17 protein-coding genes are annotated in these 19,543 nt (G+C 73.4%); 4 read left to right on the top strand and 13 right to left on the bottom strand.

The genetic code is table 11. The features are described 5' to 3' along the window. Positions 1-134: 134 nt before the first annotated feature. The 4 genes from E0504_RS42000 to E0504_RS41985 all read right to left on the bottom strand — a co-directional run bounded on the left by E0504_RS42000 (position 135) and on the right by E0504_RS41985 (position 7,656). Positions 135-1,118: a hypothetical protein gene (locus E0504_RS42000; RefSeq protein WP_112105436.1), complete on the bottom strand. Its 984-nt coding sequence runs from the start codon at positions 1,116-1,118 to the stop codon at positions 135-137. A gap of 116 nt (positions 1,119-1,234) precedes the next feature. Further along, entirely contained in the window at positions 1,235-4,564 is a 3,330-nt protein-coding gene (locus E0504_RS53770; protein ID WP_112105437.1) for an AAA family ATPase, read from the bottom strand. A 79-nt stretch (positions 4,565-4,643) separates the two neighbouring features. Further along, positions 4,644-5,807: an exonuclease SbcCD subunit D gene (locus tag E0504_RS41990; RefSeq protein ID WP_131627144.1), complete on the bottom strand. Its 1,164-nt coding sequence runs from the start codon at positions 5,805-5,807 to the stop codon at positions 4,644-4,646. A 22-nt stretch (positions 5,808-5,829) separates the two neighbouring features. Next, positions 5,830-7,656 carry an ATP-binding protein gene (locus E0504_RS41985; RefSeq protein WP_200835211.1) on the bottom strand — a complete coding sequence of 609 codons (1,827 nt, stop codon included), beginning with the start codon at positions 7,654-7,656 and terminating at the stop codon, positions 5,830-5,832. Between the two features lie 261 nt (positions 7,657-7,917). On the opposite strand from E0504_RS41985, the gene E0504_RS41980 reads away from it, so the two are divergent. Continuing rightward, positions 7,918-8,397 (top strand): hypothetical protein, encoded by a 480-nt coding sequence (locus tag E0504_RS41980; RefSeq protein ID WP_112105439.1) that lies wholly within the window; start codon positions 7,918-7,920, stop codon positions 8,395-8,397. 161 nt (positions 8,398-8,558) lie between these two features. Here the strand turns inward: E0504_RS41980 and E0504_RS50875 are convergent, their stop codons facing one another. Next, positions 8,559-8,720, bottom strand: a complete 162-nt coding sequence (locus E0504_RS50875) for a hypothetical protein (RefSeq protein ID WP_165938787.1) — start codon at positions 8,718-8,720, stop codon at positions 8,559-8,561. Positions 8,721-9,132: 412 nt separating this feature from the next. Here E0504_RS50875 and E0504_RS41975 point away from each other — a divergent pair, with 412 nt between their 5' ends. The 3 genes from E0504_RS41975 to E0504_RS41965 all read left to right on the top strand — a co-directional run bounded on the left by E0504_RS41975 (position 9,133) and on the right by E0504_RS41965 (position 11,447). After that, positions 9,133-10,341: a WD40 repeat domain-containing protein gene (locus E0504_RS41975; protein WP_112105440.1), complete on the top strand. Its 1,209-nt coding sequence runs from the start codon at positions 9,133-9,135 to the stop codon at positions 10,339-10,341. Positions 10,342-10,470: 129 nt separating this feature from the next. Next, positions 10,471-10,812 carry a hypothetical protein gene (locus tag E0504_RS41970; RefSeq protein WP_200835212.1) on the top strand — a complete coding sequence of 114 codons (342 nt, stop codon included), beginning with the start codon at positions 10,471-10,473 and terminating at the stop codon, positions 10,810-10,812. Between the two features lie 209 nt (positions 10,813-11,021). Continuing rightward, positions 11,022-11,447 (top strand): hypothetical protein, encoded by a 426-nt coding sequence (locus E0504_RS41965; protein ID WP_131627142.1) that lies wholly within the window; start codon positions 11,022-11,024, stop codon positions 11,445-11,447. A 57-nt stretch (positions 11,448-11,504) separates the two neighbouring features. Here the strand turns inward: E0504_RS41965 and E0504_RS41960 are convergent, their stop codons facing one another. The 8 genes from E0504_RS41960 to E0504_RS41925 form a co-directional block, all read right to left on the bottom strand. Next, entirely contained in the window at positions 11,505-12,629 is a 1,125-nt protein-coding gene (locus tag E0504_RS41960; RefSeq protein WP_131627140.1) for a restriction endonuclease subunit S, read from the bottom strand. Beyond that, positions 12,622-14,316, bottom strand: a complete 1,695-nt coding sequence (locus E0504_RS41955; RefSeq protein WP_112105444.1) for a class I SAM-dependent DNA methyltransferase — start codon at positions 14,314-14,316, stop codon at positions 12,622-12,624. The genes E0504_RS41960 and E0504_RS41955 overlap by 8 nt, the downstream gene beginning before the upstream one ends. 77 nt (positions 14,317-14,393) lie before the next feature. Then, the gene (locus E0504_RS41950; RefSeq protein ID WP_112105445.1) at positions 14,394-14,867 is read right to left on the bottom strand and encodes a hydrogenase maturation protease; all 474 of its coding nucleotides are present in this window, start codon (positions 14,865-14,867) and stop codon (positions 14,394-14,396) included. Further along, positions 14,858-16,147 carry a Ni/Fe hydrogenase subunit alpha gene (locus E0504_RS41945; RefSeq protein ID WP_112105446.1) on the bottom strand — a complete coding sequence of 430 codons (1,290 nt, stop codon included), beginning with the start codon at positions 16,145-16,147 and terminating at the stop codon, positions 14,858-14,860. Before E0504_RS41945 ends, E0504_RS41950 begins: the two co-directional genes overlap by 10 nt. Continuing rightward, a complete protein-coding gene (locus E0504_RS41940; RefSeq protein ID WP_112105481.1) occupies positions 16,137-17,000 on the bottom strand; it encodes an oxidoreductase in 864 nt (287 codons plus the stop codon). Before E0504_RS41940 ends, E0504_RS41945 begins: the two co-directional genes overlap by 11 nt. 17 nt (positions 17,001-17,017) lie before the next feature. After that, entirely contained in the window at positions 17,018-17,902 is an 885-nt protein-coding gene (locus E0504_RS41935; protein WP_243657863.1) for an FAD/NAD(P)-binding protein, read from the bottom strand. Beyond that, positions 17,874-18,341 carry a cyclic nucleotide-binding domain-containing protein gene (locus tag E0504_RS41930; RefSeq protein ID WP_112105483.1) on the bottom strand — a complete coding sequence of 156 codons (468 nt, stop codon included), beginning with the start codon at positions 18,339-18,341 and terminating at the stop codon, positions 17,874-17,876. The genes E0504_RS41935 and E0504_RS41930 overlap by 29 nt, the downstream gene beginning before the upstream one ends. Next, on the bottom strand, positions 18,338-19,513 hold the full coding sequence (locus E0504_RS41925) for a 4Fe-4S dicluster domain-containing protein (RefSeq protein ID WP_131627138.1): 1,176 nt from the start codon (positions 19,511-19,513) through the stop codon (positions 18,338-18,340). Before E0504_RS41925 ends, E0504_RS41930 begins: the two co-directional genes overlap by 4 nt. Positions 19,514-19,543: the final 30 nt, after the last annotated feature.

Raw genomic sequence — 19,543 nt, 5'->3', positions numbered from 1 at the left:
GCGAGGAACCTGCGACGGACAAGACGACCCGCTTCCTGTGCGACCACGCACGACTGCGTCCCACTGCCACCTCGTACGACCCCGTACGACCCAGGAGTTCGTACCACCCGGCCCCACCGCCGGTGGCGGCCGGCTCAGTTCACCGCGGCGCGGCGCAGCGCGCGGTACAACAGCTGGGGATCGCCCATCCGGCGGCGCAGTGCCCGTTCCAGGCCGGCGATCGGGTAGAGGTTCTGGGGGGCGCGGGCGTCCTTGAACTCGGCGGAGGCGAAACGGCGCAGCGTCACCTGGCTCTGGTCGGCCAGCGCGATCGCCTCGGCGGCGGACATGTCCGCGCCGCACTCGACCCGCACCACCCCGGCCCACGGCGCGCCCGGCCCGCCCGGCAGCCGCAGGTACCAGCTGTGCCGGTCCCAGCTGGAACCCATCAGGAAGACCGGGGTCCGCTGGCCCGGACCGAGGGTGCCGACCATCGCGTGCTGGCGCGGCGGAAGGTAGGCCGACTGGTGGGTCTTGACGAAGCCCAGGGTCCGCGGCAGGTGCTGGCGCCCGCGCAGCGGGCCGTCGACGACCAGCAGGTCGGTGCCGGCGTGGTGGCCGGTGCCGGTCGTGTGGTCGCCGAGCCGGGCGCGGGCCGCGGCGGCCGACTCCACCTCGAGCTCACCGAGGGCCCGCTGCAACGCCAGGCTCAGCCCGACCGGGTCGGTCGCGCGCGTCCGGCGGACGGGATAGTCGCCGGCGGTCGTCCGGACGTCCGCGGCGTGCGCGGCGGCGGTGAACGTCCCCCGGCTCACCGTCGCGACGGCCAGGTGGGCCCCGGCCTCACAGCAGCAGACGACGCCACTGGCATAGGAGGCGCACAGGGCCGGCAGCGCCGACGTCGCCTGCTCGCCGGCGGGCACGCTGTCGTGGATCCAGGCGCGTGCCTCGACGCGGCGCACCCCGTCGACGAACAGCACCGCGCCCGGCGGGGCCGTGCCGGGAGCGGGGTCACGCGGCGCCCACGCCGACTCGGGCACCTCGACGTCCAGCACGACCGGGGCGCTGGACTCGACGAGCTCCTCCTCGCCGAGGCTCGTCCCGTAGCCGGGATCCCAGGCGTCGACGCTGAACCGCATCCCGCCCGCCGGCGCCGCAGGTGCCGCGGATCCGGGAGGTGCGGGAGGTGCGGGAGGTGCGGGGGATCCGTCGGGTCCGGCCGGCGCGGCCGGCCGCGGGATTGGTGGTGCCTCGGTCACGTGCGCTCCCTGACGACGGTCGACGTCCGCTGGTCCCGGTTCACCGCGAAGCGTACGGGGACCCGCTCGGCCAGCGCCTGGACGTGGGTGACCAGGCCGACCATCCGGCCGCCGCCGCTCGCGAGGCTCTCCAGGGTGCTCGCGACGACGTCCAGGGTGGCCTCGTCGAGGGTGCCGAAGCCCTCGTCGAGGAACAGCGAGTCGAGCGTGGCCGCCCCGCCGGCCGCCATCGCCCGCAGCTGGGAGGACAACGCGAGAGCCAACGCCAGGCTGGCCTGGAACGTCTCACCGCCGGAGAGGGTCCGCACCGGCCGGCGCGAGTCGGCGTCGGCATGGTCGACGACCACGAACTCGCCGTCCTCGTGGGTCAGCTCGAACTGGCCGCCGGACAGCTCCGACAGCGTCACCGACGCCTCCTCGACGAGGATGTCGAGGGCGGCAGCCACCATCCAGCGCGGGAACCGGTCGGAGCGCAGCAGCTGGCCGAGCTGGCGGGCGACCTGGTCCGCCTCACGCGCCGTCGCGACCTCGGCGGTGAGCCGGGCGGCCTCGGCACGGCGCTCGACGACCCGGGCAAGCTCCGCGCGGGCCCGTGCCAGCCCTTCCGCCACGGCGGCGGACGCACCGGCCGAGGCCGGCCCCCCGGCGGGGTCAGGCTCGGGGCCGTCGGGGCGAAGGTCGTGGGCGGCGAGCAGCTCGCCCAGCGCGGTGTCGGCGTCGTCACGGCGCCGGCGGGTGGCCTCGGCCTCGGCGGTGGCCGCGGTGAGCAGGTGGTCGCGGGCCGTCGCCTGCGCGCGGGACCAGTCGGTCAGCTCCGTCCAACCAGCCAAAACGTCCTCGCCGTCGACCGCGGGGGCGCCGAGCGGGACGAGGCCGTCGCGGGCCGCGGCCAGCGCGGCGCCGGCCGCGCCGAGCGCGTCCCGGGCCTGCTCGAACGCCCGCTCGGCGGCGTCGACTTCCGCCCGGGCGCCGCGTAGCCGCTGGTCGGCCTGGCCGGCCGCGGCGGTGAGCCGGTCGAGCTCGGCGAGCGCGGCCGCGACCTCGACGGCGCTCGGCGCGCCGGCGAGCGCGGCACGCAGCGCCTCGGTCTGGTCGTCGAGGGTCGCGACGCGGGTGGCGGCCCGCTGCTGGGCCCGGGCCGCGGCGATCCGCTCCTCGTCCGCCCGGGCCTGCCCGGCGGTGGCGAGCGCCAGTGCCTGCCGCGCGGCGGCGAGGGACGCCGCGGCGGCGGCCGACCGCTCGGCGGCGGCGTCACGCTGACCGGCCCGGTCACGGGCGAGGCCGGCGGCCCAGGTGACGAGCGCGGCCCAGTCGGCCTCCAGGTCGGTGCCCGCCAGGCCGGGAGCGCCGAGGGAGACCAGCGGGTCCCGGGCGGTGTCGAGCGCCCGCCGTGCCCCGGCCGCCTCGTCCCGGCAACGGGTGACGACCGTCTCGGCGGCCGCCGCGGCGTCGCGGGCCTGGCGCAGGGCCAGGTCGGCGCCGGTGACGGCGCCGTCGAGCCGCTCGACGTCCGCGAGGAGGTCGGCGGCGCGGCGGGCGTCCGGCGCGTCGGCGAGCGCGCGGCGCAGCTCCTCGACCCGTTTGGTCAGCTCCGCGAGCCGGGCCTCGGATTCCAGTGCCGCCCGGGTGGCGGCGGTCGCCTCGGCGGTACGGGCGGCGACCTCACCCTCGGCGGCGGTGACCGCCTCGTCGGCCGCACCGATGCCGAGGGCCGGCAGCGGCGGCGGCAGGGTCGCGACGGGCCGCGCGCAGACCGGGCAGTCCTCCCCCACGGCCAGGTGCGGCCGCAACGCGGCGGCCAGATCGGCGCGGGCGGCGGTGTCCCGGGCGGCGGCCGCGCGGTGCCGGGCGTGGCGGGCCGTGTCCAGGGCGGTCTCGGCCCGGCCGAGCGCGTCCCGGGCTGCGGCGTGCGCGGCTGCCGCGCCAGCCTGGCCGGTCAGCAGCTCGGCGAGCAGCTCGTGATCGCGCAGGGCCCGTTCCAGCGGACCGCGCGGCGGTGCGGCGGCCCGCTCCTCGCGGACGGCGGTGTCGGCCCGCTCGGCCGCCTCCCGGCGCTCGACGGCCTCGGCCCGCGCCGCCTCTGCGCCGCGCAGCCGATCGGTCAGCGCCGCCAGCCCGACCGGCGGGCGCACACCGGCGAGCAGCCCCAGCTCGGCTTCGAGCCGGCTCATCTCGGCGGCGGCGGCCTCGGCGGTCTGCTCGGCCGCGCGTTCGGTGGTGGTCGCCGACGCCAGCCCGCCGCGCGCCTGCGCGAGCGCGGCGTCCGCGGCGGCGAGGGCCGCCCCGGCCGCGGTCTGCTCGGTGACGGCTTCCGGTCGGGCCGCGAGCAGGCCGGCGAGTGCCTCGTGGTCGTGGGCGTACCGGTCGAGCGGGCCGCGGGACGGCGCCGCGGCGAGCCGTTCCCGGGCGGTGCTGTCCGCCCGCTCGGCCTCCTCGCGGTGCCGGCGGGCGTCCGCCGCGGCGGCCCGGGCGGCGTGCAGCCGGCCGGTGAGATCCGCCAGCCCGTCCGGCGGTCGGACGGCGGCGAGCCGGTCACGCTCAGCGGCCAGCCGGGTGACCTGGGCGGCGGCGTCGGCGGCGGCGGTGTCCAGCCAGGCCAGCTCCGCCAGCGCGGCGGCCACCTCGGCGGCGAGCCGGGTGAGCGCGCCGACCTGGTCGGCCGCGGTGGCCTCGGCGGCGGCGGTCGCGTCCGAGTACCCGGCGAGCTGCTCGGCGAGGACGTCCGCGCGCTGGCGCTGGTCGCTCGCGCGGGCGTTCGCCGCCGCGCGGATCGTGTCGTAGACGCCCAGCCCGAGCAGCCGGGTGAGGATCGCCTGCCGCTCGCTCGGCTTCGCCCGCAGGAACTCCGCGAACTCGCCCTGCGGGAGCACCACGCAGGTGCAGAAGTGCTCGAAGGTGAGCCCGAGCAGCTCCTCGACCGCCGCCGTGACGGCGGGCGCGCCCGCGGCGAGGACCTCCGTCGGCTCCCCCGGCCCGCCGACGCCGGCCGGGTCGACCAGCCGCTCGAACCGGGCGTTGCGCACGGTCACGTTCCCGCGGGCGGAGCGGCGCAGCTCCCGCGCCACCACGTAGCGGGCGCCGGCCGCGTCGAAGACGAGACGCACCGTGCCGCGGGCCGCGGTCGGCGCGAGCGCCAGGTGCACCGTCGCGCGGTTGTTCCAGCGCGGCACCGAACCGAACAGCGCGAACGTCAGCGCGTCGATCAGCGTCGACTTGCCGGCGCCGGTCGGGCCCACCAGCGCGAAGTAGTCGGCGTCGGTGAGGTCCAGCACCGCCGGTTCCCGGAACGACCCGAAACCGGCGAGGTCCAGCTGTACCGGGCGCATTCAGTCCCCTCCCAGATCCCTCGGCCGGCGCCGGCTCGGACGTCCCATCAGTCGCTTGGTCACTCGGTCACTCGGCCACTTATTCGCCGCTGGAGACGTCGTCGTGCAGCCGGGCGAACAGCGCCTCGACCCGGGGGTCGTCGAACTGCTCGGCGGCGCAGTACTCCCGGAACAGGTCCACGGGGCTGCGCCGCGCCAGCGCCGCGGTGCTCGGGCGCGACCCGCCGAGGGCCACCCGGAACTCCGGGTCGATGCCGACCTCGAGCGCGTTCGGCAGCAGCTCCTGGACGTCGTCGCGCAGCCCCGCGCGGGCCGGTTCGCGCACGACCACCCGCAGCAGGTCCTCTGCGAGCTCCGGGGCCTGCGCGGCGAGCTCCGCGACGGTGCCCCGGACCGTCCGCAGCCGGCGGCCGGCCGTCAGCGCGACGTCGGTGACCCGGGCGGGAACGCCGGGGCTCGCCTCGACGAGGCACACCACGTTCGTGTTCTCCTGCTCCCCGAAGTCGACCGCGAGCGGCGCGCCGGAGTACACCACCGGGCACGGCGCGGCGAGGGTCTGCCGCCGGTGCAGGTGCCCCAGCGCCACGTAGTGGGCGTCCGCGGGGAACGCCGCCGCGGACACGTGATACTCGAAAATCGACTGGGCCAGCCGCTCCCCGCCGCCGAACAGGCCGTTGGTCACCGTCAGGTGAGCCAGGACGAGGTTCACCGCGTCGTCGTCGAAGCCGGAGCGCAACTGCTCCACCAGGGCGCGCACCACCTGGTCGTAGCGGGCCGCGGTCTGGTCGGGCGTCTGGGTGACCAGGTCGGCGGCGCGGACGGCGTACCGGTGGGAGACGAACGGCAGCGCCGCCACGGTCACCGGTTCACCGGTGCCGGGGGCGCGGAAGGTCACCACCCCGCCGTCGGCGGCGGTGCGCGGCGTCCCGACCAGGGTGATCCCGGCGGCGGACATCAGCGGCCGGTAGGCGTCGAAGGTCGGCTGGTGGTCGTGGTTGCCGGCGATCACGACCACCTCGGCCCCCGTGCCGCGCAACGCGACGAGCGCCTGCACGGCGAGTTGCTGGGCCGCCGCCGGCGGGGCCGCGCTGTCATAGACGTCCCCGGCGACGAGCACCGCGTCGACCTCGTGCTCCCGGGCGATCCCGATGATCTCCCCGAGCACCGCGCGCTGCTCGTCGAGCCGGTTACGTCCCTTGAGCGTCTTGCCGAGATGCCAGTCCGAGGTGTGCAGGAACTTCATGGCGGTCCCTAAAGGCCGGAGGTCAGAACGGCGGAACCTCGTCGGAGGGGTTGGGTAGGAGGTCGAACGGATTGCGGGGAATCGTGCCGGGCGCCGGTTTCCCGGGCTGGCCGGGAACCGAGCCGGACGGCGGGCCGGTGGTTTCGGGGGGCGGGCCCGCGGTCTCGGAGTGCCGGGTCGCCCAGGCGGGGAACGGGAACTCGACGGCGAGCGGCACCGGGATCTCCGGCTGGGAGATGAACATCGTGCCCGGTTTGGCCAGTGTGGCCCGGGCGCGCTGCCCCGGCGGCAGGAACCCGTACTCCGGCCGGCCCGCCTCGGCCGAGTCGAGGCGGCCGACCACCTTGATCGAGCTGTTGGCGATGATCCGCCGCTCGACCTCACTCGCCGTCTGCTGCGCGCCGATCAGGATGATGCCCAGCGAGCGGCCGCGCTCGGCGATGTCGAGCAGCACCTCCTTGATGGGGCTCGCGCCCTCCCGCGGGGCGTACTTGTTCAACTCGTCGATCATCGTGAACAGCAGCCCGCCGGCGCCGGCCTCCTCCTTGCGCCGCGTCTCCGCGGCGAGCACCACCCCGACGACGAACCGCTGCGCCCGCTCCGGCAGGTTGTGCAGGTCGACCACGGTCACCTGCTGGTCGGCCGTGGACACCCGCCGGCGCGGGCTGTCCGCCAGATCCGCCCGGATCAGTGACCGCAGTGAACGCAACGACGAGCGGAGCCGGCGGACGAAGGCGTTGACCGTCCCGGCGCCCGTCACCGGCCCGGCCCAGTCCCGGCGTGTCTCCTCGTCGGTCAGCCGGTCGACGATCAGGTCGACCAGTTCGGAGTAGGTCCGCACCAGCTGGCCGTCGATGCTGACGGCCCCGTCGGCGCCGGCGGGAACCGCGTCCGTGCGCAGCCGCAGGGCCACCTGGTGGACGACGATCGTGTACTGGTTGCGGTCGTCCTCGGCGTCGGCGAACACGTACGGCAGCAGCTCGCCCGCGCAGAACTCCTGGATCGTCCACCAGAACGCGGCTACCCCGGTCGGCCGGGAGGCGACGTGCGGACGTCCCGAGGTGTCGTCGGGCAGCGGCGGGGCGAAGAAGCCGACCGAGCGGAACGGCTCGGCGGGCAGCCCGAGCAGGCTGTAGGCGGCGCGCATACCCTCGTCGAGCCGGGAGTTGGCGTGGTCGAGGAACAGCAGGTCCTCGCCCTTCACCGAGAACACCAGCGCCTTGGTGTTCACCGCTTCGCGCCTGAGCACCCCGCAGCGGAAGATCGAGTGCAGCAGGAACAGCGCGAAGCTGGTCTTGGTGGCCACTCCCGAGATGCCGCTGATCGAGACGTGAGCGCCCCGGGTCCCGTCGAGGAACTCCAGGTTGACGTAGATCGGGTTGCCGTCCCGCCCGATGCCGACCGGGATCCGCTTGTCCATCATGTCGAAGTACAGCGCCGTCGCCCGCTCGTCGCCGGTCGCCCGCCGCACCTGCTCGCCGGGCAGCGGCGGGACGTAGACCTCCGGCTCCACCCGGGTCGTGGTGATCTCGGCGATCTCCTGCACCTGGGCGGGCAGGACGCCGTCGGCGATCAGGAAGACGTCCGAGCCGAACGACGCGCCCTCGTGCCGGGCCCGCACCTGGGTGACGATGCCGGCGGTCATCACCGGCCCGACGCCGGGCACCGCGCGGACGGTGACGACGACATCGTCGAGCTGCAGATAGCTGCCCTCGAGCAGGGCGACGTGGAACAGCAGCGGGGTGTTCTCCTCGGTGCCGAGCACCCGACCGACCGGCGCCACGGCCGCCGCCTCCCGCGCCGGGCCGGCGGTACGCCTGCCGTTGGACCCGCCGACCTCAACCGTCATGCACGAACCCCCAACCGACTGCCCCTACCAACCTGCTCCTGCCGGCCTGCGACTGCCGGCCTGCCAATGCCAATGCCATGGCCATGGCCATGCAGCGCCCGACACCCGACACCCTCCGCCACAGGCGATCGCCCGGCGCATCCGGCGACCGGCCGCCACCAGGCTAGCCGTGAGGTCCGACACCCAGCCGGTGCCACCTCGACCAGCGACCTCCAACGCGTTCGCCGCCCGGCCGGGAGATAGCCGAGCCATAGTCGTCGGATGGCCCGTCTCATGCTCGTGCTGGGTGCCGTGCTCGTCTCCTGCATGGCGACGACGTCCTGCGGGCCGGCCTCGGACGGGTCGGGGTCGGGGCCGGTACCGCCCTGCAGCCTGCTGACAGTGCCGGAGATTCGAGCCGCGATCGACGCGGCCTGGAGCCCGGGCAGGCAGCAGGTCTCTGAAGGGGACACGGATGCGATCGGATGCGCCTTCAGTTCACCGAAAGGGTTCGTCATCCTCTGGAGTTCCGCGCAGGACGCCGAGGCAGGCTATCGGTCATCGCGCGCGGCTCCGGCCCAACAGCCGCAGGAGGATCTGAGCGGTGTCGGCTACGAGGGTTACGCATACACCAGCCCCGGCAACGTCCAGGAAGTCCACCTGCTGAAGGGTGACGCGTACGTCTCGGTCGCCGTCGGGGCAGGAGCCCCGCCGGGCACCGCCCGCCATTTCGGTGATCTTGTCGTTGCCAGACTCCCCTGACCGCCCGGTGCCTGCCGAGACGACCTGCACCTCCGATCAAGATCGCCAACGGACGGGGTGTCGTCAACGCGGTTGATTATCTTGAGGATAATTCGAGACTAAGAAGATCAAACCCCCGGCACGTCACGGCGATCCGGACACGGCAGGGGCAACCAGGGCGCCTACCGGCGCGAAGGCGCGCGACGGGTGATCCGCTGCCGTAGGCGCGCGCCGAGCGGGAAACCGGCCGACCCGCCCAGGAAGATCACCGCGTGGACCAGAGCCTCAACCCACGAGACCCCGAACGCGATCCGGCCCACGCCGATCAGAAGCATCACGATCATGACCGCGAGCGCGGCGAGAGACAGGAACCACCGACGTCGTCCGCGTCGACGTCGGTCTGGCTCCTGAGACGTCGGGGTGGTGCCGTGGCTGCCCGCGGGTTGGACCGGGCGGCTCAACTGGTGTGGGTCGGGACGTGGCGGTCCAAGGCGTCGGCGAGGTCGGTGAGCTTCCGTTCGTAGGAGTCGTGGATCCGCGGGGTGACGTAGCCGAAGTACAGGTTGCTGCGCAGGATGGCGGTGAGCTGGTCGCCGTGGGCGGTGAGGGTGACCTCGGTCGGCCAGGCGCCCGGGCGCCTGGTGATGGTGCGGGGCCAGCGCCGCCCGCCCTGACAGCGGACGGTGTTCGGGGTCGGGGGGGATCGTTCCCGTGCGGAAGCGGGCGGATCCCCTGCGGCGCTAGGGTGATCGCACTATGACGAGAGCGATCAGAGGCGATCAGAACGAGGCGTCCGAACCTCAGCACAGCATGATCACCGAGTGGCTCGAAGTCGACGCCGAGCCTCGGCCGTGGCGGAAGCCGAGGCGACGGAAGGTCCTGTTCGCGCTGACCACGGTCCTGCTGATCTCGCTGACCGCGCTGCTCTGGCCCGGCGGTGAAGCGGATGCCCCCCTGCCCAGTGCGACCCCCGAGGAGTGGTCCCACGCCGCCCCGCTCGAAAAGACCCTCTACGGCCATACCGGCTGGGTGCGGTCGGTGGTGTTCTCCCCGGACGGACGCACGCTGGCCAGCGGCTCCGACGATGCCACGGTGCGGTTCTGGGACATGTCCGACCGCACCGACCCCACCCCCCTCGGCAAGCCCCTCACCGGCCACACCGACCCGATAGCGGCGGTCGCGTACTCCCCCGACGGACGCACCCTCGCGACCAGCTCCACCGACCGCACGGTGCGCTTCTGGGACGTCACCGACCGCACCGATCCCACCCCCCTCGGCGAGCCCCTGACCCGCCACTCCACGGACCCCACGAGCTATGTGGCCGCGATGGCGTACTCGCCTGATGGCCGCACCCTCGCCACCGGCGGCCTCGACAACACGCTGCGGCTGTGGGATGTCACCGACCGCACCAACCCCACCCTCCTCAACCAAACCCTCACCGGCCACACCAGAACAGTGGCGTTCCTGGCGTACTCCCCGGACGGGCGCACCCTCGCCACCGGCTCCTACGACCGCACGGTGCGGTTCTGGGACGTCACCGACCGCACCAGACCCGCACCCCTCGGCCCACCCCTCACCGGCCACACCGACCCGCTGATGTCGCTCGCGTACTCCCCCGACGGGCGCACCCTGGCCACCAGCGCCTCCGACTACTCGACACGGTTCTGGGACGTCACCAACCGCACCCGACCCACTCCCCTGGGCGAACCGATCGTCCTAGGCGACAGCCCGTCCGTCTGGTGGGTGCTAGATCTGGACTACTCCCCTGATGGGCACACCCTCGCCACCATCTCCGGCGACCGACTGGTGCGCTTCTGGGACGTCACCGACCGCACCAGACCCACCCTCCTCGGCCAAACCCTCACCGACCACACCGACCGGCTGGAGTCCGTGGCGTTCTCCCCGGACGGGCGCACCCTCGCCGTCAGCTCCGATGACCGCACGGTGCGGCTGTTGGCGCCGTGAGCAGTCCCCTCGCCCTTGGCCGGCAGCACGGGTCCAAGGGTGTTCTGACGCGCCGTTAAGGCTTGTTTAGGACGGCGGCGCTTCGATGGTCGGAGTCGGCTGGAGCCGGGTCCTTCGGGAGGGCGTCTGATGAGTTGGCGGGACCGGTTGTTGCTGCGCCGGTATGGCCAGGGCCGTTCGAAGAGCCGGGCCACACTGCTCGATCGGGAGGCCAGCCCCACGGACCTCGCCGACCTGCGCGCCTTCGTCGCGGAGCGGATCGGTGTGGAGTTCTACGTCGAGCCGGAGACGACCGCGACCGACACGACGGTTGTCGCGGTGGACCGGGACGGCGACTGGATCCGCCGGCGAGTCGGGACCCCGACCGTCGCCGCCAAGCTGGCGAGGTCGGTGGGCGTGCCCGTGTACGACGCCGCGGTGCTCGGGTATCCGCGACGGATGCGGGAACGGAACCGAAACCACCGGAGGTGACCCCGTGGCCGGTCGGTCCCCGGCCCCCGGCTGTGCCGGGTGCGTCGGATGGTGGTGGTGAGTGCCACCTATGCCAGGCTGGCCCGTCTCCCGGGCGGAGGAATCGGCCGGTTGGTGCGGTAATGAGTCGAACGGCTGGTGGGGGGCCTGCGGATCACCCACCGTGACCAGCCGTGTCGGATCGCACCGCGCGGAAGGTGTCCTCAATAGTGATCTTTATTGTGCTGGCGTTTCCCTTCGCACTCATGTTGATGATGTTGGCGATGCACGCGATCGAGCTTCACCTCGACGCGCCGTCGACGCCGGCGCTCAGCCCGGCACGCCGCCGGTCGGCGGTCGCCGCGGCGAGGCCGGCACCACTGCCACTGCCCGCCCTGTCCCCCGCGCGCCCGTCGCTCCCCGCGCCGATCGCCACGACGATCCCCGGTCTGCACGCACTGCCCCCGTTGCCGGTGCTGCCCGCGCTGCCAGCCCCGCGCTCGGCGACCTCGGTGACCGCGCCGATCGTGCCGGCGACCACCGTGGCCGCGACGATCGTGCCACCAACCGCAGCAGCAGCGGCGACAGCGGCGAACACCGCGACCGTCCCGATGGTCATCACGACCGTGGCGGCCGCGGCACCCGTCACGGTGTAGGACGGCGGCCAGCGGGTCGCAGCCGCCGCCGATGCCGGCGGACCCGCCCCTCCCCCGTCACACCAGGCTCCCCATGGTTCGCTCCGCGTCCCGGACACGGACCTCCCCGGACATCAGCTTCGGCGACAGCGCGTCCCGCAGCCGAGCCAGCGCCGCCGACTCCGCGTGCGCCGCCTCGCCACGCGCGTCCAGCGCCGCCAACTCGGCGCCGATCCCGGCACACCGCTCGGCCGCCGGCACCGCGATCACCAGGTCGTTCAGCTTGGCCCTGCTCAACTCGGTCTGGCCGGTGCTGCCCTCGCCCATCAAGGCGATCCTCGGCTGCGCGGCCAGCATGGAGAATGCCCCGCACACCGGATCCAACCGGTCCGGTACGAACCGGACGACGGTGACATGCGAGTCGACGGTCGCCCGCGTCGCATGCACCCACCTCGCCACCCGACCCAGGGTGCCGATGCCCGTCGAGTTGACCAGGACGTCGTCCGCCCGCAGCCGTTTCGCGGCGGGGACCGCGGCCGGTTCCGTCCCGCGGGCCGGTGCGAGGTCGACCCGGCCGGCGCGTACACACTTCTGGTTGAGTACGACGAGCGCGGAGTCGTCCGCCGTGTACCGGGGCGTGATCCCCCGGGTCAGCGTCTCGACCAGGTCACCGAGCCTGAGCTCCCGGCGGCCCGGCCCGCGCGTCGCCGCCGCGTACCGTGCCTCGGCGAGCTCCCGGGCAGTCGAGGCAAGCCGATGGTTCAGCGCGATCTTGTCGTCGAGGGCGCCCAGCACCGCCGCGATCGCCCGCTGTTCGGGATACTCCGGCGCACGCAGCTCGACGGCGGCGATGTGGTTGCGGTTGAGCGAGGGCTGCGCGCTCCCCGAGTTGAACCGGGTGAAGTCGATCGTCCGCAGCAGGAAGTAGAGAAAACGCGGATCGTTGCCCTGGAAGTCCTCGACGAACAGCACGGTGTTCAACGGCCAGTAGTCAGACGGCACGTACGTCACCGTGCCGATTGACGAACCGCTGCGCCCGAGAGTGATCCCCGGCCCGGCGAGCGGCCCCCGGTCATGCCACCCGCTGACCCCGGCGGAGCCGACCACCGGAAAACGACCAGCCCGGCGTTCCGGCGCCGGCAGGTCGAATCCCCGCCGCAGCCGAACCAGGTCAGCGAGCGAGATGCGCCGCCATTCAGGCATCGAGACGCTCCAGTTGGCTGCGAACTTCCTTTTCCAGGCGAGCGGACTCTTCGAAGTGGATGAAGAGTTCCTTGGCGAGACGCTCGATCTTCTCGGCCACCGGCTCGTCGTTGGAAATGTCGGCTTCGGCGGCGCCTACGTAGCGGCCCGGGGTCAGGACGTGGTCGTGGGTGCGGATCTCCTCGGTGGAGGCCGAATAGCAGAAGCCGGGAATGTTCTCGTAGGCCAGGCCCTTGTCGCGGGCCGACTTCGCGCCACGCCAGGCGCGGTAAGTGTCGGTGATCTTCTCGAGGTCACCGTCGGTGAGGATGCGCTCGGTGCGGTCGATCACCGTGCCCATGTTGCGGGCGTCGATGAACAGCGTCTCGCCGCGCCGTCCGGCGAGCCCGCGGGCGCCCGGCTGGCCCTTGTCCTTCGCGAAGAACCACAGGCAGGCCGGGATCTGGGTGGTGCGGAACAGCTGCGGCGGCAGCGCGATCATGCAGGCCACCAGGTCGGCCTCGACCAGCGCGGCACGGATCTCACCCTCGCCGGACTGTTTCGACGACATCGAGCCGTTCGCCATCACCACGCCGGCGGTCCCGCGGGAGCCCAGCTTGGCGATGATGTGCTGCAGCCAGGCGAAGTTCGCGTTGCCGGTCGGTGGGGTCCCGTACCGCCAGCGCTGGTCGTCGACGGTGCGCGCCCAGTCGGACATGTTGAAGGGCGGGTTCGCCAGGATGAAGTCGGCCCGCAGGTCCGGATGCCGGTCGTTGCGGAAGGTGTCGTCCCACCGGGCGCTCAGATCGCCGGTGATCCCGTGGATGGCGAGGTTCATCTTCGCCAGCCGCCAGGTCCGTTCGTTCGACTCCTGGCCGTAGACGGCGATGTCGCCGGAGTGGGTGAGCCCTCGGTGCGCGACGACGAACTTCTCCGCCTGGACGAACATGCCGCCCGAACCGCAGCAGGGATCGTAGACCCGGCCCTCGTAGGGCTCCAGCATCTCGACGAGCAGCCGGACCACGCTGGCCGGGGTGTAGAACTCACCACCGCGCCTGCCCTCGGTGCGAGCGAAGCGCTCCAGGAAGTACTCGTACACCTCCCCCAGCACGTCCCGCGCCGGCCGGGTCGCCGCTTCCGTCGGAACTCCGGCGGCGGATTCGCCGAAAAGCGCACCGTCCTCGCCAGTAGGCGTGGACGCGGGCCGCTCGGTCGCCCGGTGGCCGGTGAAGCGGGCGTCACCGAGCAGGTCGACGAGCTCGCCGAGCCGGTGCTGGTCGACGCCCTCGCCGTTGAAGATCCGCGGGAGGACGCCGGTGAGCGCCGGGTTCGTCCTCATCACGGCGTCCATCGCCGCGTTCAGCAGTTCCCCGATGCCGGCGCTTCTCGCGTTCGCCGCGATGTGCTCCCATCGGGCCTGCCCCGGCACCCAGAACACGCCCTGCCCGGCGTACTCGTCGACGTCGTCGAGGAACTCCTCGGCCCGGGACTCGTCGATCCCGTCGGCGAGCACGTCCTGCCGGATCTGCTCGCGCCGCTCGGCGAACGCGTCCGAGACGTACTTGAGGAAGATCAGGCCGAGGACGAAGTCCTTGTACTGGGCGGCGTCCATCGAGCCGCGCAGCTTGTCGGCCGTCTTCCACAGCGTCTCGCGCAACTGGGCCATGGTGGGCGGTCCGGCCTGAGCGGACTTCCTCCGCGGGGGCATGGATCTCCTTGCGATCGTGGAACCGGCTGGTCAGGGGGTCGGGTTCGGGGCGTCGATCAGGGTAAGCGTGCCGTCGGTCAGCCCATCGACGGCGGTGCGGCATGGTTCGCCGTCTCGGCATGAACCGCGGCGGTCACCGTCCGGGCGGCCGCGGCGACGTCCGGGTCGAGGCCTTCGCCGGCGGAGAAGTCGCGGCCGCAGATCGCGTAGATCACGACGTGCTTCGGGAGCCGGCCGAGTTTCCGTCCGATCTCGACGGTGTCCGCGAGCCCGAGCGCGTGGGTCGACGCGGCGCCCACGTCCCGTGGCAGCGCGTGGTCGTCGGCCTCGACGCGGTGCACGGTTCCGGGCGGGGCGGCCGAGTCGGCGGCGTCGACGATCCAGACCGCGTCGGCCCCCTCCCACGCGAGGAGCAGGCTCGTCGGTTCGCCCTCGGACTCGAGCACGTCCACGCCCGGCGGGGGCCGGCGGCGGAGCAGGCGGGCGACCTCCAGGCCGACGGCGTCGTCGTGCCGGTAGGGATTGCCGATCCCGATGACCGTCAGTCGCATTCGAGGTGGAGGGTCAGGAAGTGGGTCGCGCAGGAGATGCAGGGATCGTAGTTGCGGACGACCTGTTCGCAGCGCCGGACGAGTTCGGCTTCGGGCAGGTCCAGGCCGCGTTCGACGACTCCGCGCAGGTCCTCCTCGATCGAGCGCTGGTTCTGGGAGGTCGGCGGAACGATCTTGGCGTCGAGAACGGTGCCGTCCTGATCGGTCGTGTAGCGGTGGTAGAGCAGGCCGCGGGGCGCCTCGGTGGCGCCGTACCCGGTTCCCGCCCGGGGCCGGGATTCCAGTGCGGGGAGGTCGGGCTCGGTGTAGTCACCGATGATCCGCAGTGCCTCGTCGGCCGCGTGGACCATCTCGACGCAGCGGACGATGATGGCGCGGTACGGGTTGCGCTCGGGTGGGCGCAGGCCGATGTCGGCGGCCGTCTCGCGCGCCGCGGGTGCCAGCCACCGTGCGTTCAGCGCGAAGCGGGCCAGCGGTCCGACGAGGTAGGAGCCGCCCGTGGCGAGGGTGGAGTGCAACGCGTTCGACCAGGGGACCTGCTCTTCGGTGAAGTGCCGGTCGTAGTCGGCGGCGGCGATGTCGAGCCCGTCGGTCGAGACGATCCGGCCACGTTCGACGGGATACTCACCGGGTTGGTGAAGGGCGACGAAGGTCTGGGGGATCTCGTCGTCGGGGAAGTCCAGGCCGGCGGTGAACCGGGCGGCGTCCCGGGCGATGTCCCGGGCCCGTTCGAGCTGGGGGACGAGGCCGGTCAGCTCGCGCCGGCGGGGTGCCCGGTACCAGCCGCCGACCCGCGCGTTGACGGGGTGGACCGACCGGCCCCCGATGACCGTCATGAGGCTGTTGCCGGCCTTCTTCAGTGCGAGCGCGTTCTCCACCAGGGCGGGGTCGTCCTGGGCGAGGTGGATCGCGCTGTCGTAGCCGAGGAAGTCCGGCAGGTGCAGGAGGAAGACGTGCAGGGCGTGGCTCTCGATCCACTCGCCGCAGTAGATGAGCCGTCGCAGCGCGGCTGCCGGGCCCTCGACGTCGAGGCCGCAGATCTGTTCGATGGCCGCGAGCGCGCTCATCTGGTAGGCGACGGGGCAGATGCCGCAGATGCGGGCGGTGATGTCGGGGGGCTCGGTGTAGGCGCGGCCGCGCAGCAGTGCCTCGAAGAACCGCGGCGGCTCGAAGATCTTGAGGCGGACCTCGGTGGCACGCCCGTCGACGATCCTGATCAGCAGCCTTCCCTCGCCCTCCACCCGAGCCAGCGGCGGGGGCGTAATGGTCCTAGTCGTCATGATCGGACCTCCCGCCGCCCTCGCTGCCGCCGCCCTCGCTGCCGCCGGACGCGGCGCGGAACGCGGGCGCCGCGGCGTTGAACGTCTGGAACACCCGGTCGACGTCGTCGTCGTCCATGCCGAGGACCTTCAGCTGCCGGGTCAGCGCGGGGGCGTTCGGGCTCTCCATGGGGCCGAAGCAGCCGTAGCAGCCGCGGTGGTAGGCGGGGCAGATCGCGCCGCAGCCGGCATGCGTGACCGGGCCGAGGCAGGGGGTGCCGTGCGCGACCATGACGCAGACCGTCCCGCGTCGCTTGCACTCGGTGCAGACGGAGGACGAGGAGATGGCCGGACGCCGGCCGGCGAGGAACGCGCTGATCACCTCGAGGAGCTGGCGGCCGTCGATCGGGCAGCCCTGCAGCTCGAAGTCCACCCGGACGTGCGCGGAGATCGGGGTGGACGTCGACAGCGTGGAGACGTACTCGGGAGTGGCGTAGACGGCGGCGAGGAAGCCGCGGACGTCCGCGAAGTTGCGCAGCGCCTGGATGCCCCCGGCGGTGGCGCACGCCCCGATCGTGACCAGGCGCCGGGACGCGGCCCTGATCTGCCGGATCCGCTCCGCGTCCTGCCCGGTGGTCACCGAGCCCTCGACGAGCGACAGGTCGTAGGGCCCGGCGACCGTCGCGCTGGACGCCTCGAGGAAGTAGGAGATCTCGACCTGGCCGGCGAGCGGGAGCAGCTCGTCCTCGCGGTTGAGCAGGGTGAGCTGGCAGCCGTCGCAGGAGGCGAACTTCCAGACGGCGAGCCGGGGCCTGGCCACCCGGCCCGGCACGGCCCCCGGCGCCGGCACTGCCGCCGGGGCCGAGGTCCGCATCGGGTCCGGGGTCGCCATCAGAGCTCCCGCACGGCCAGCAGCGGGCCGAGGCGGTCGTAGTCGTGGACCGGCCCGTCGAGGCAGAGGATCAGCGGACCGAGCTGGCAGCGACCGCAGTGACCGAGGCCGCAGTGCATGTTGCGCTCCACGGACAGGTGGACGCGGTCGGCCGGCACGCCGACGTCGACCAGTGCCCGCGCGGTCAGCCGCATCATGATCTCGGGGCCGCAGGTGAACGCGACGGCCCGGGCCGGGTCGAAGCGCACGTCACGCAGGAGGGCGGTGACGAGCCCGACCCGGCCGCGCCATCCGGGCTCGCCGCCGTCGACGGTGACCAGGGCCTGCAGGTCGGCCCGCTCCTGCCAACCGGCCAGCTCCCGCCGGTGGAGGAGGTCCGCGGGGGTGCGGCTGCCGACCAGGACGGCCACCTCGCCGTAGTCGTCCCGCCGGCGCAGGATCGCCCGGATCAGCGGGCGCAGCGGCGCCAGTCCGAGCCCGCCCGCGACGACGACGACGTCCGAGCCGGCGGCCGCGCTCAGCGGCCAGCCGCGCCCGAACGGACCACGCACCCCGAGGACGTCACCCGGGCGGGCGGCGCAGATCGCCTCCGTCACCGCCCCGACCGCCCGGACGGTGTGCACCAGCGGCCCGTCGTCGCCCGCCGGCCCGTCACCGCCGGCCGGCCCGGGACAGCCCGCCACGGACAGCGGCACCTCGCCGACACCGAAGGCGTAGACCATCGTGAACTGGCCGGGCTCCGCGCCGAGCGGGGCACCGCGGAGCGGTTCGAGCTCCAGGGTCCAGGTGTCCCGTGTCTCCTGGCGGCGGCGCGTGACGCGGAACGGCCGCGGGGTCATCTCCCCGGCCACGCCGTCAGCCCCGGTCCGGGCTTCCGTAGACATCGAGCAGTCGAAGACGGGTCGCCTGCAGGCGCTCGACGAGCACCTGCGCGAGATGGGACAGCACGTCGTAGCCCAGCGCCGGGTCCTGCTCGAACCTGTGTCGCAGGCAGGAGCCGTCGACGGCGCTCGCCCGGACGAGGGAGAGCGCGCGGGCGTCGAAGTGCAGCCGGTACGGCGGGAACAGCCATGACCAGCCGACCACGTCGCCGGCCGTGACCGTCTCGATGGGGACCAGCCCACGGGTCGGGACGAATGTCTCGATCACGACCGTGCCCTGCCGGATGACGTAGAAGGTGTCCGCCGGGTCGCCCTCCCGCAGGATCACCGCACCGGCGTCGAACGCCGCGTCGCGGGCGCATCGAGCGAGCAGCGCGAGGTGATCCGGGCGCATGCCGGCGAACACGCCTGCCTCGCCCAGGGGTGTCTCAACGGATGTCATCGCCGGCCTCCCCCCGCCGGACCACGGATCAGCGTCTCCGGGTCGCCGGCCGCCGAGTTCGCGCGGATGGCGGTCAGTTCCTCGGTCACGTCGATGCCGACCGGGCACCAGGTGACGCACCGGCCGCAGCCGACGCACCCGGATGTGCCGAACTGGTCATGCCAGGTGCCGAACTTGTGTGTCAGCCACTGGCGGTAGCGGGAGCGTCCGGAGGCGCGGACGTCGCCGCCGTGGGTGTGGGAGTGGTCCAGTGAGAAGCACGACTCCCAGCTGCGCCAGCGCTCCGCCGTGCCGCCGGTGAGGTCGCTGACGTCCTCCACCGAGGTGCAGTAGCAGGTCGGGCACACCATGGTGCAGTTGCCGCAGCTCAGGCACCGCTGCGCCACCTCGTCCCAGCGCGGGTGTTCGAGGTTGTCCGCGAGCAGGTCGCGCAGGTCGGCCGCGTCGACGGTGCGCCCCATCCGGTCGGCGGCGCCGTCCACCGCCGACCGGGCCGCGGCCCGGTCGGACGCCTCGGCCGCCCGTCCGCCCAGCTCTTCCAGCACCTCGACGCCCCGCGGGGTGCCAGCCTCGAGGAGGATCCGGTGCTCACCGTCCAGGATCTCGCTGAGGACCAGGTCGTAGCCCTCCCGCACCGCGGGGCCGGTGTTCATCGACACGCAGAAGCAGGTGCCGCCCGGCTCGTGGCAGTTCACCGCGACGACGAACACCTCGCCGCGCCGGGCGGCGTAGTCACGGTCGGTGTGACGTCCACCGAGCAGCACCCGGTCCTGGATCGCGATCGCGTGCAGCTCACACGAACGCACGCCGAGGAACGCCACCGCGCCGCGCGGCACCGGCTCCTCCTCCACCTCGAACCCGCCGTCGCCGTCCCGTCGGGTCGTGAGCAGGCGCAGCCGGGGCGGCAGCAGGTGCTGCTTCCACGAGTGCGGCCCGACCGCGTAGCCGAACAGCGCCGCGTCACGACGGCGCTCGAGCCGGTAGCGGCCGGCGTCCTGGACGTCTGTCCAGCCCACCGGCAGCTCCCCGGCACCGCGGATCTCGTCGTAGACGATGGCGCCGTCGCGCACGGTGGGGCCGACGACCTGGTAGCCACGCGCCCGCAGCACGTCGATCAGGGTCCCGACCGTCGCCGGCCCGACGACGGCGTCGGTCACACCTGCGTGCGTCACCCTGCCCCCTCATCCACCCGGACAGCGACA

It is taken from the genome of Parafrankia sp. BMG5.11 (assembly GCF_004337455.1).
The sequence above is the reverse complement of the archived record's forward strand: the minus strand, read 5'-3'. Positions and strand labels throughout refer to the sequence as shown.

Coding starts and splice junctions, on each gene's coding strand:
- E0504_RS50875 (WP_165938787.1), bottom strand. CDS start 8,720: ATGATCGTGATGCTTCTGATCGGCGTGGGCCGGATCGCGTTCGGGGTC.
- E0504_RS41935 (WP_243657863.1), bottom strand. CDS start 17,902: ATGTCTACGGAAGCCCGGACCGGGGCTGACGGCGTGGCCGGGGAGATG.
- E0504_RS41945 (WP_112105446.1), bottom strand. CDS start 16,147: ATGACGACTAGGACCATTACGCCCCCGCCGCTGGCTCGGGTGGAGGGC.
- E0504_RS41970 (WP_200835212.1), top strand. CDS start 10,471: ATGAGTTGGCGGGACCGGTTGTTGCTGCGCCGGTATGGCCAGGGCCGT.
- E0504_RS41960 (WP_131627140.1), bottom strand. CDS start 12,629: ATGCCTGAATGGCGGCGCATCTCGCTCGCTGACCTGGTTCGGCTGCGG.
- E0504_RS42000 (WP_112105436.1), bottom strand. CDS start 1,118: ATGCGGTTCAGCGTCGACGCCTGGGATCCCGGCTACGGGACGAGCCTC.
- E0504_RS41975 (WP_112105440.1), top strand. CDS start 9,133: ATGACGAGAGCGATCAGAGGCGATCAGAACGAGGCGTCCGAACCTCAG.
- E0504_RS41955 (WP_112105444.1), bottom strand. CDS start 14,316: ATGCCCCCGCGGAGGAAGTCCGCTCAGGCCGGACCGCCCACCATGGCC.
- E0504_RS41990 (WP_131627144.1), bottom strand. CDS start 5,807: ATGAAGTTCCTGCACACCTCGGACTGGCATCTCGGCAAGACGCTCAAG.
- E0504_RS41940 (WP_112105481.1), bottom strand. CDS start 17,000: ATGCGGACCTCGGCCCCGGCGGCAGTGCCGGCGCCGGGGGCCGTGCCG.
- E0504_RS41980 (WP_112105439.1), top strand. CDS start 7,918: ATGGCCCGTCTCATGCTCGTGCTGGGTGCCGTGCTCGTCTCCTGCATG.
- E0504_RS41930 (WP_112105483.1), bottom strand. CDS start 18,341: ATGACATCCGTTGAGACACCCCTGGGCGAGGCAGGCGTGTTCGCCGGC.
- E0504_RS53770 (WP_112105437.1), bottom strand. CDS start 4,564: ATGCGCCCGGTACAGCTGGACCTCGCCGGTTTCGGGTCGTTCCGGGAA.
- E0504_RS41985 (WP_200835211.1), bottom strand. CDS start 7,656: ATGACGGTTGAGGTCGGCGGGTCCAACGGCAGGCGTACCGCCGGCCCG.
- E0504_RS41950 (WP_112105445.1), bottom strand. CDS start 14,867: ATGCGACTGACGGTCATCGGGATCGGCAATCCCTACCGGCACGACGAC.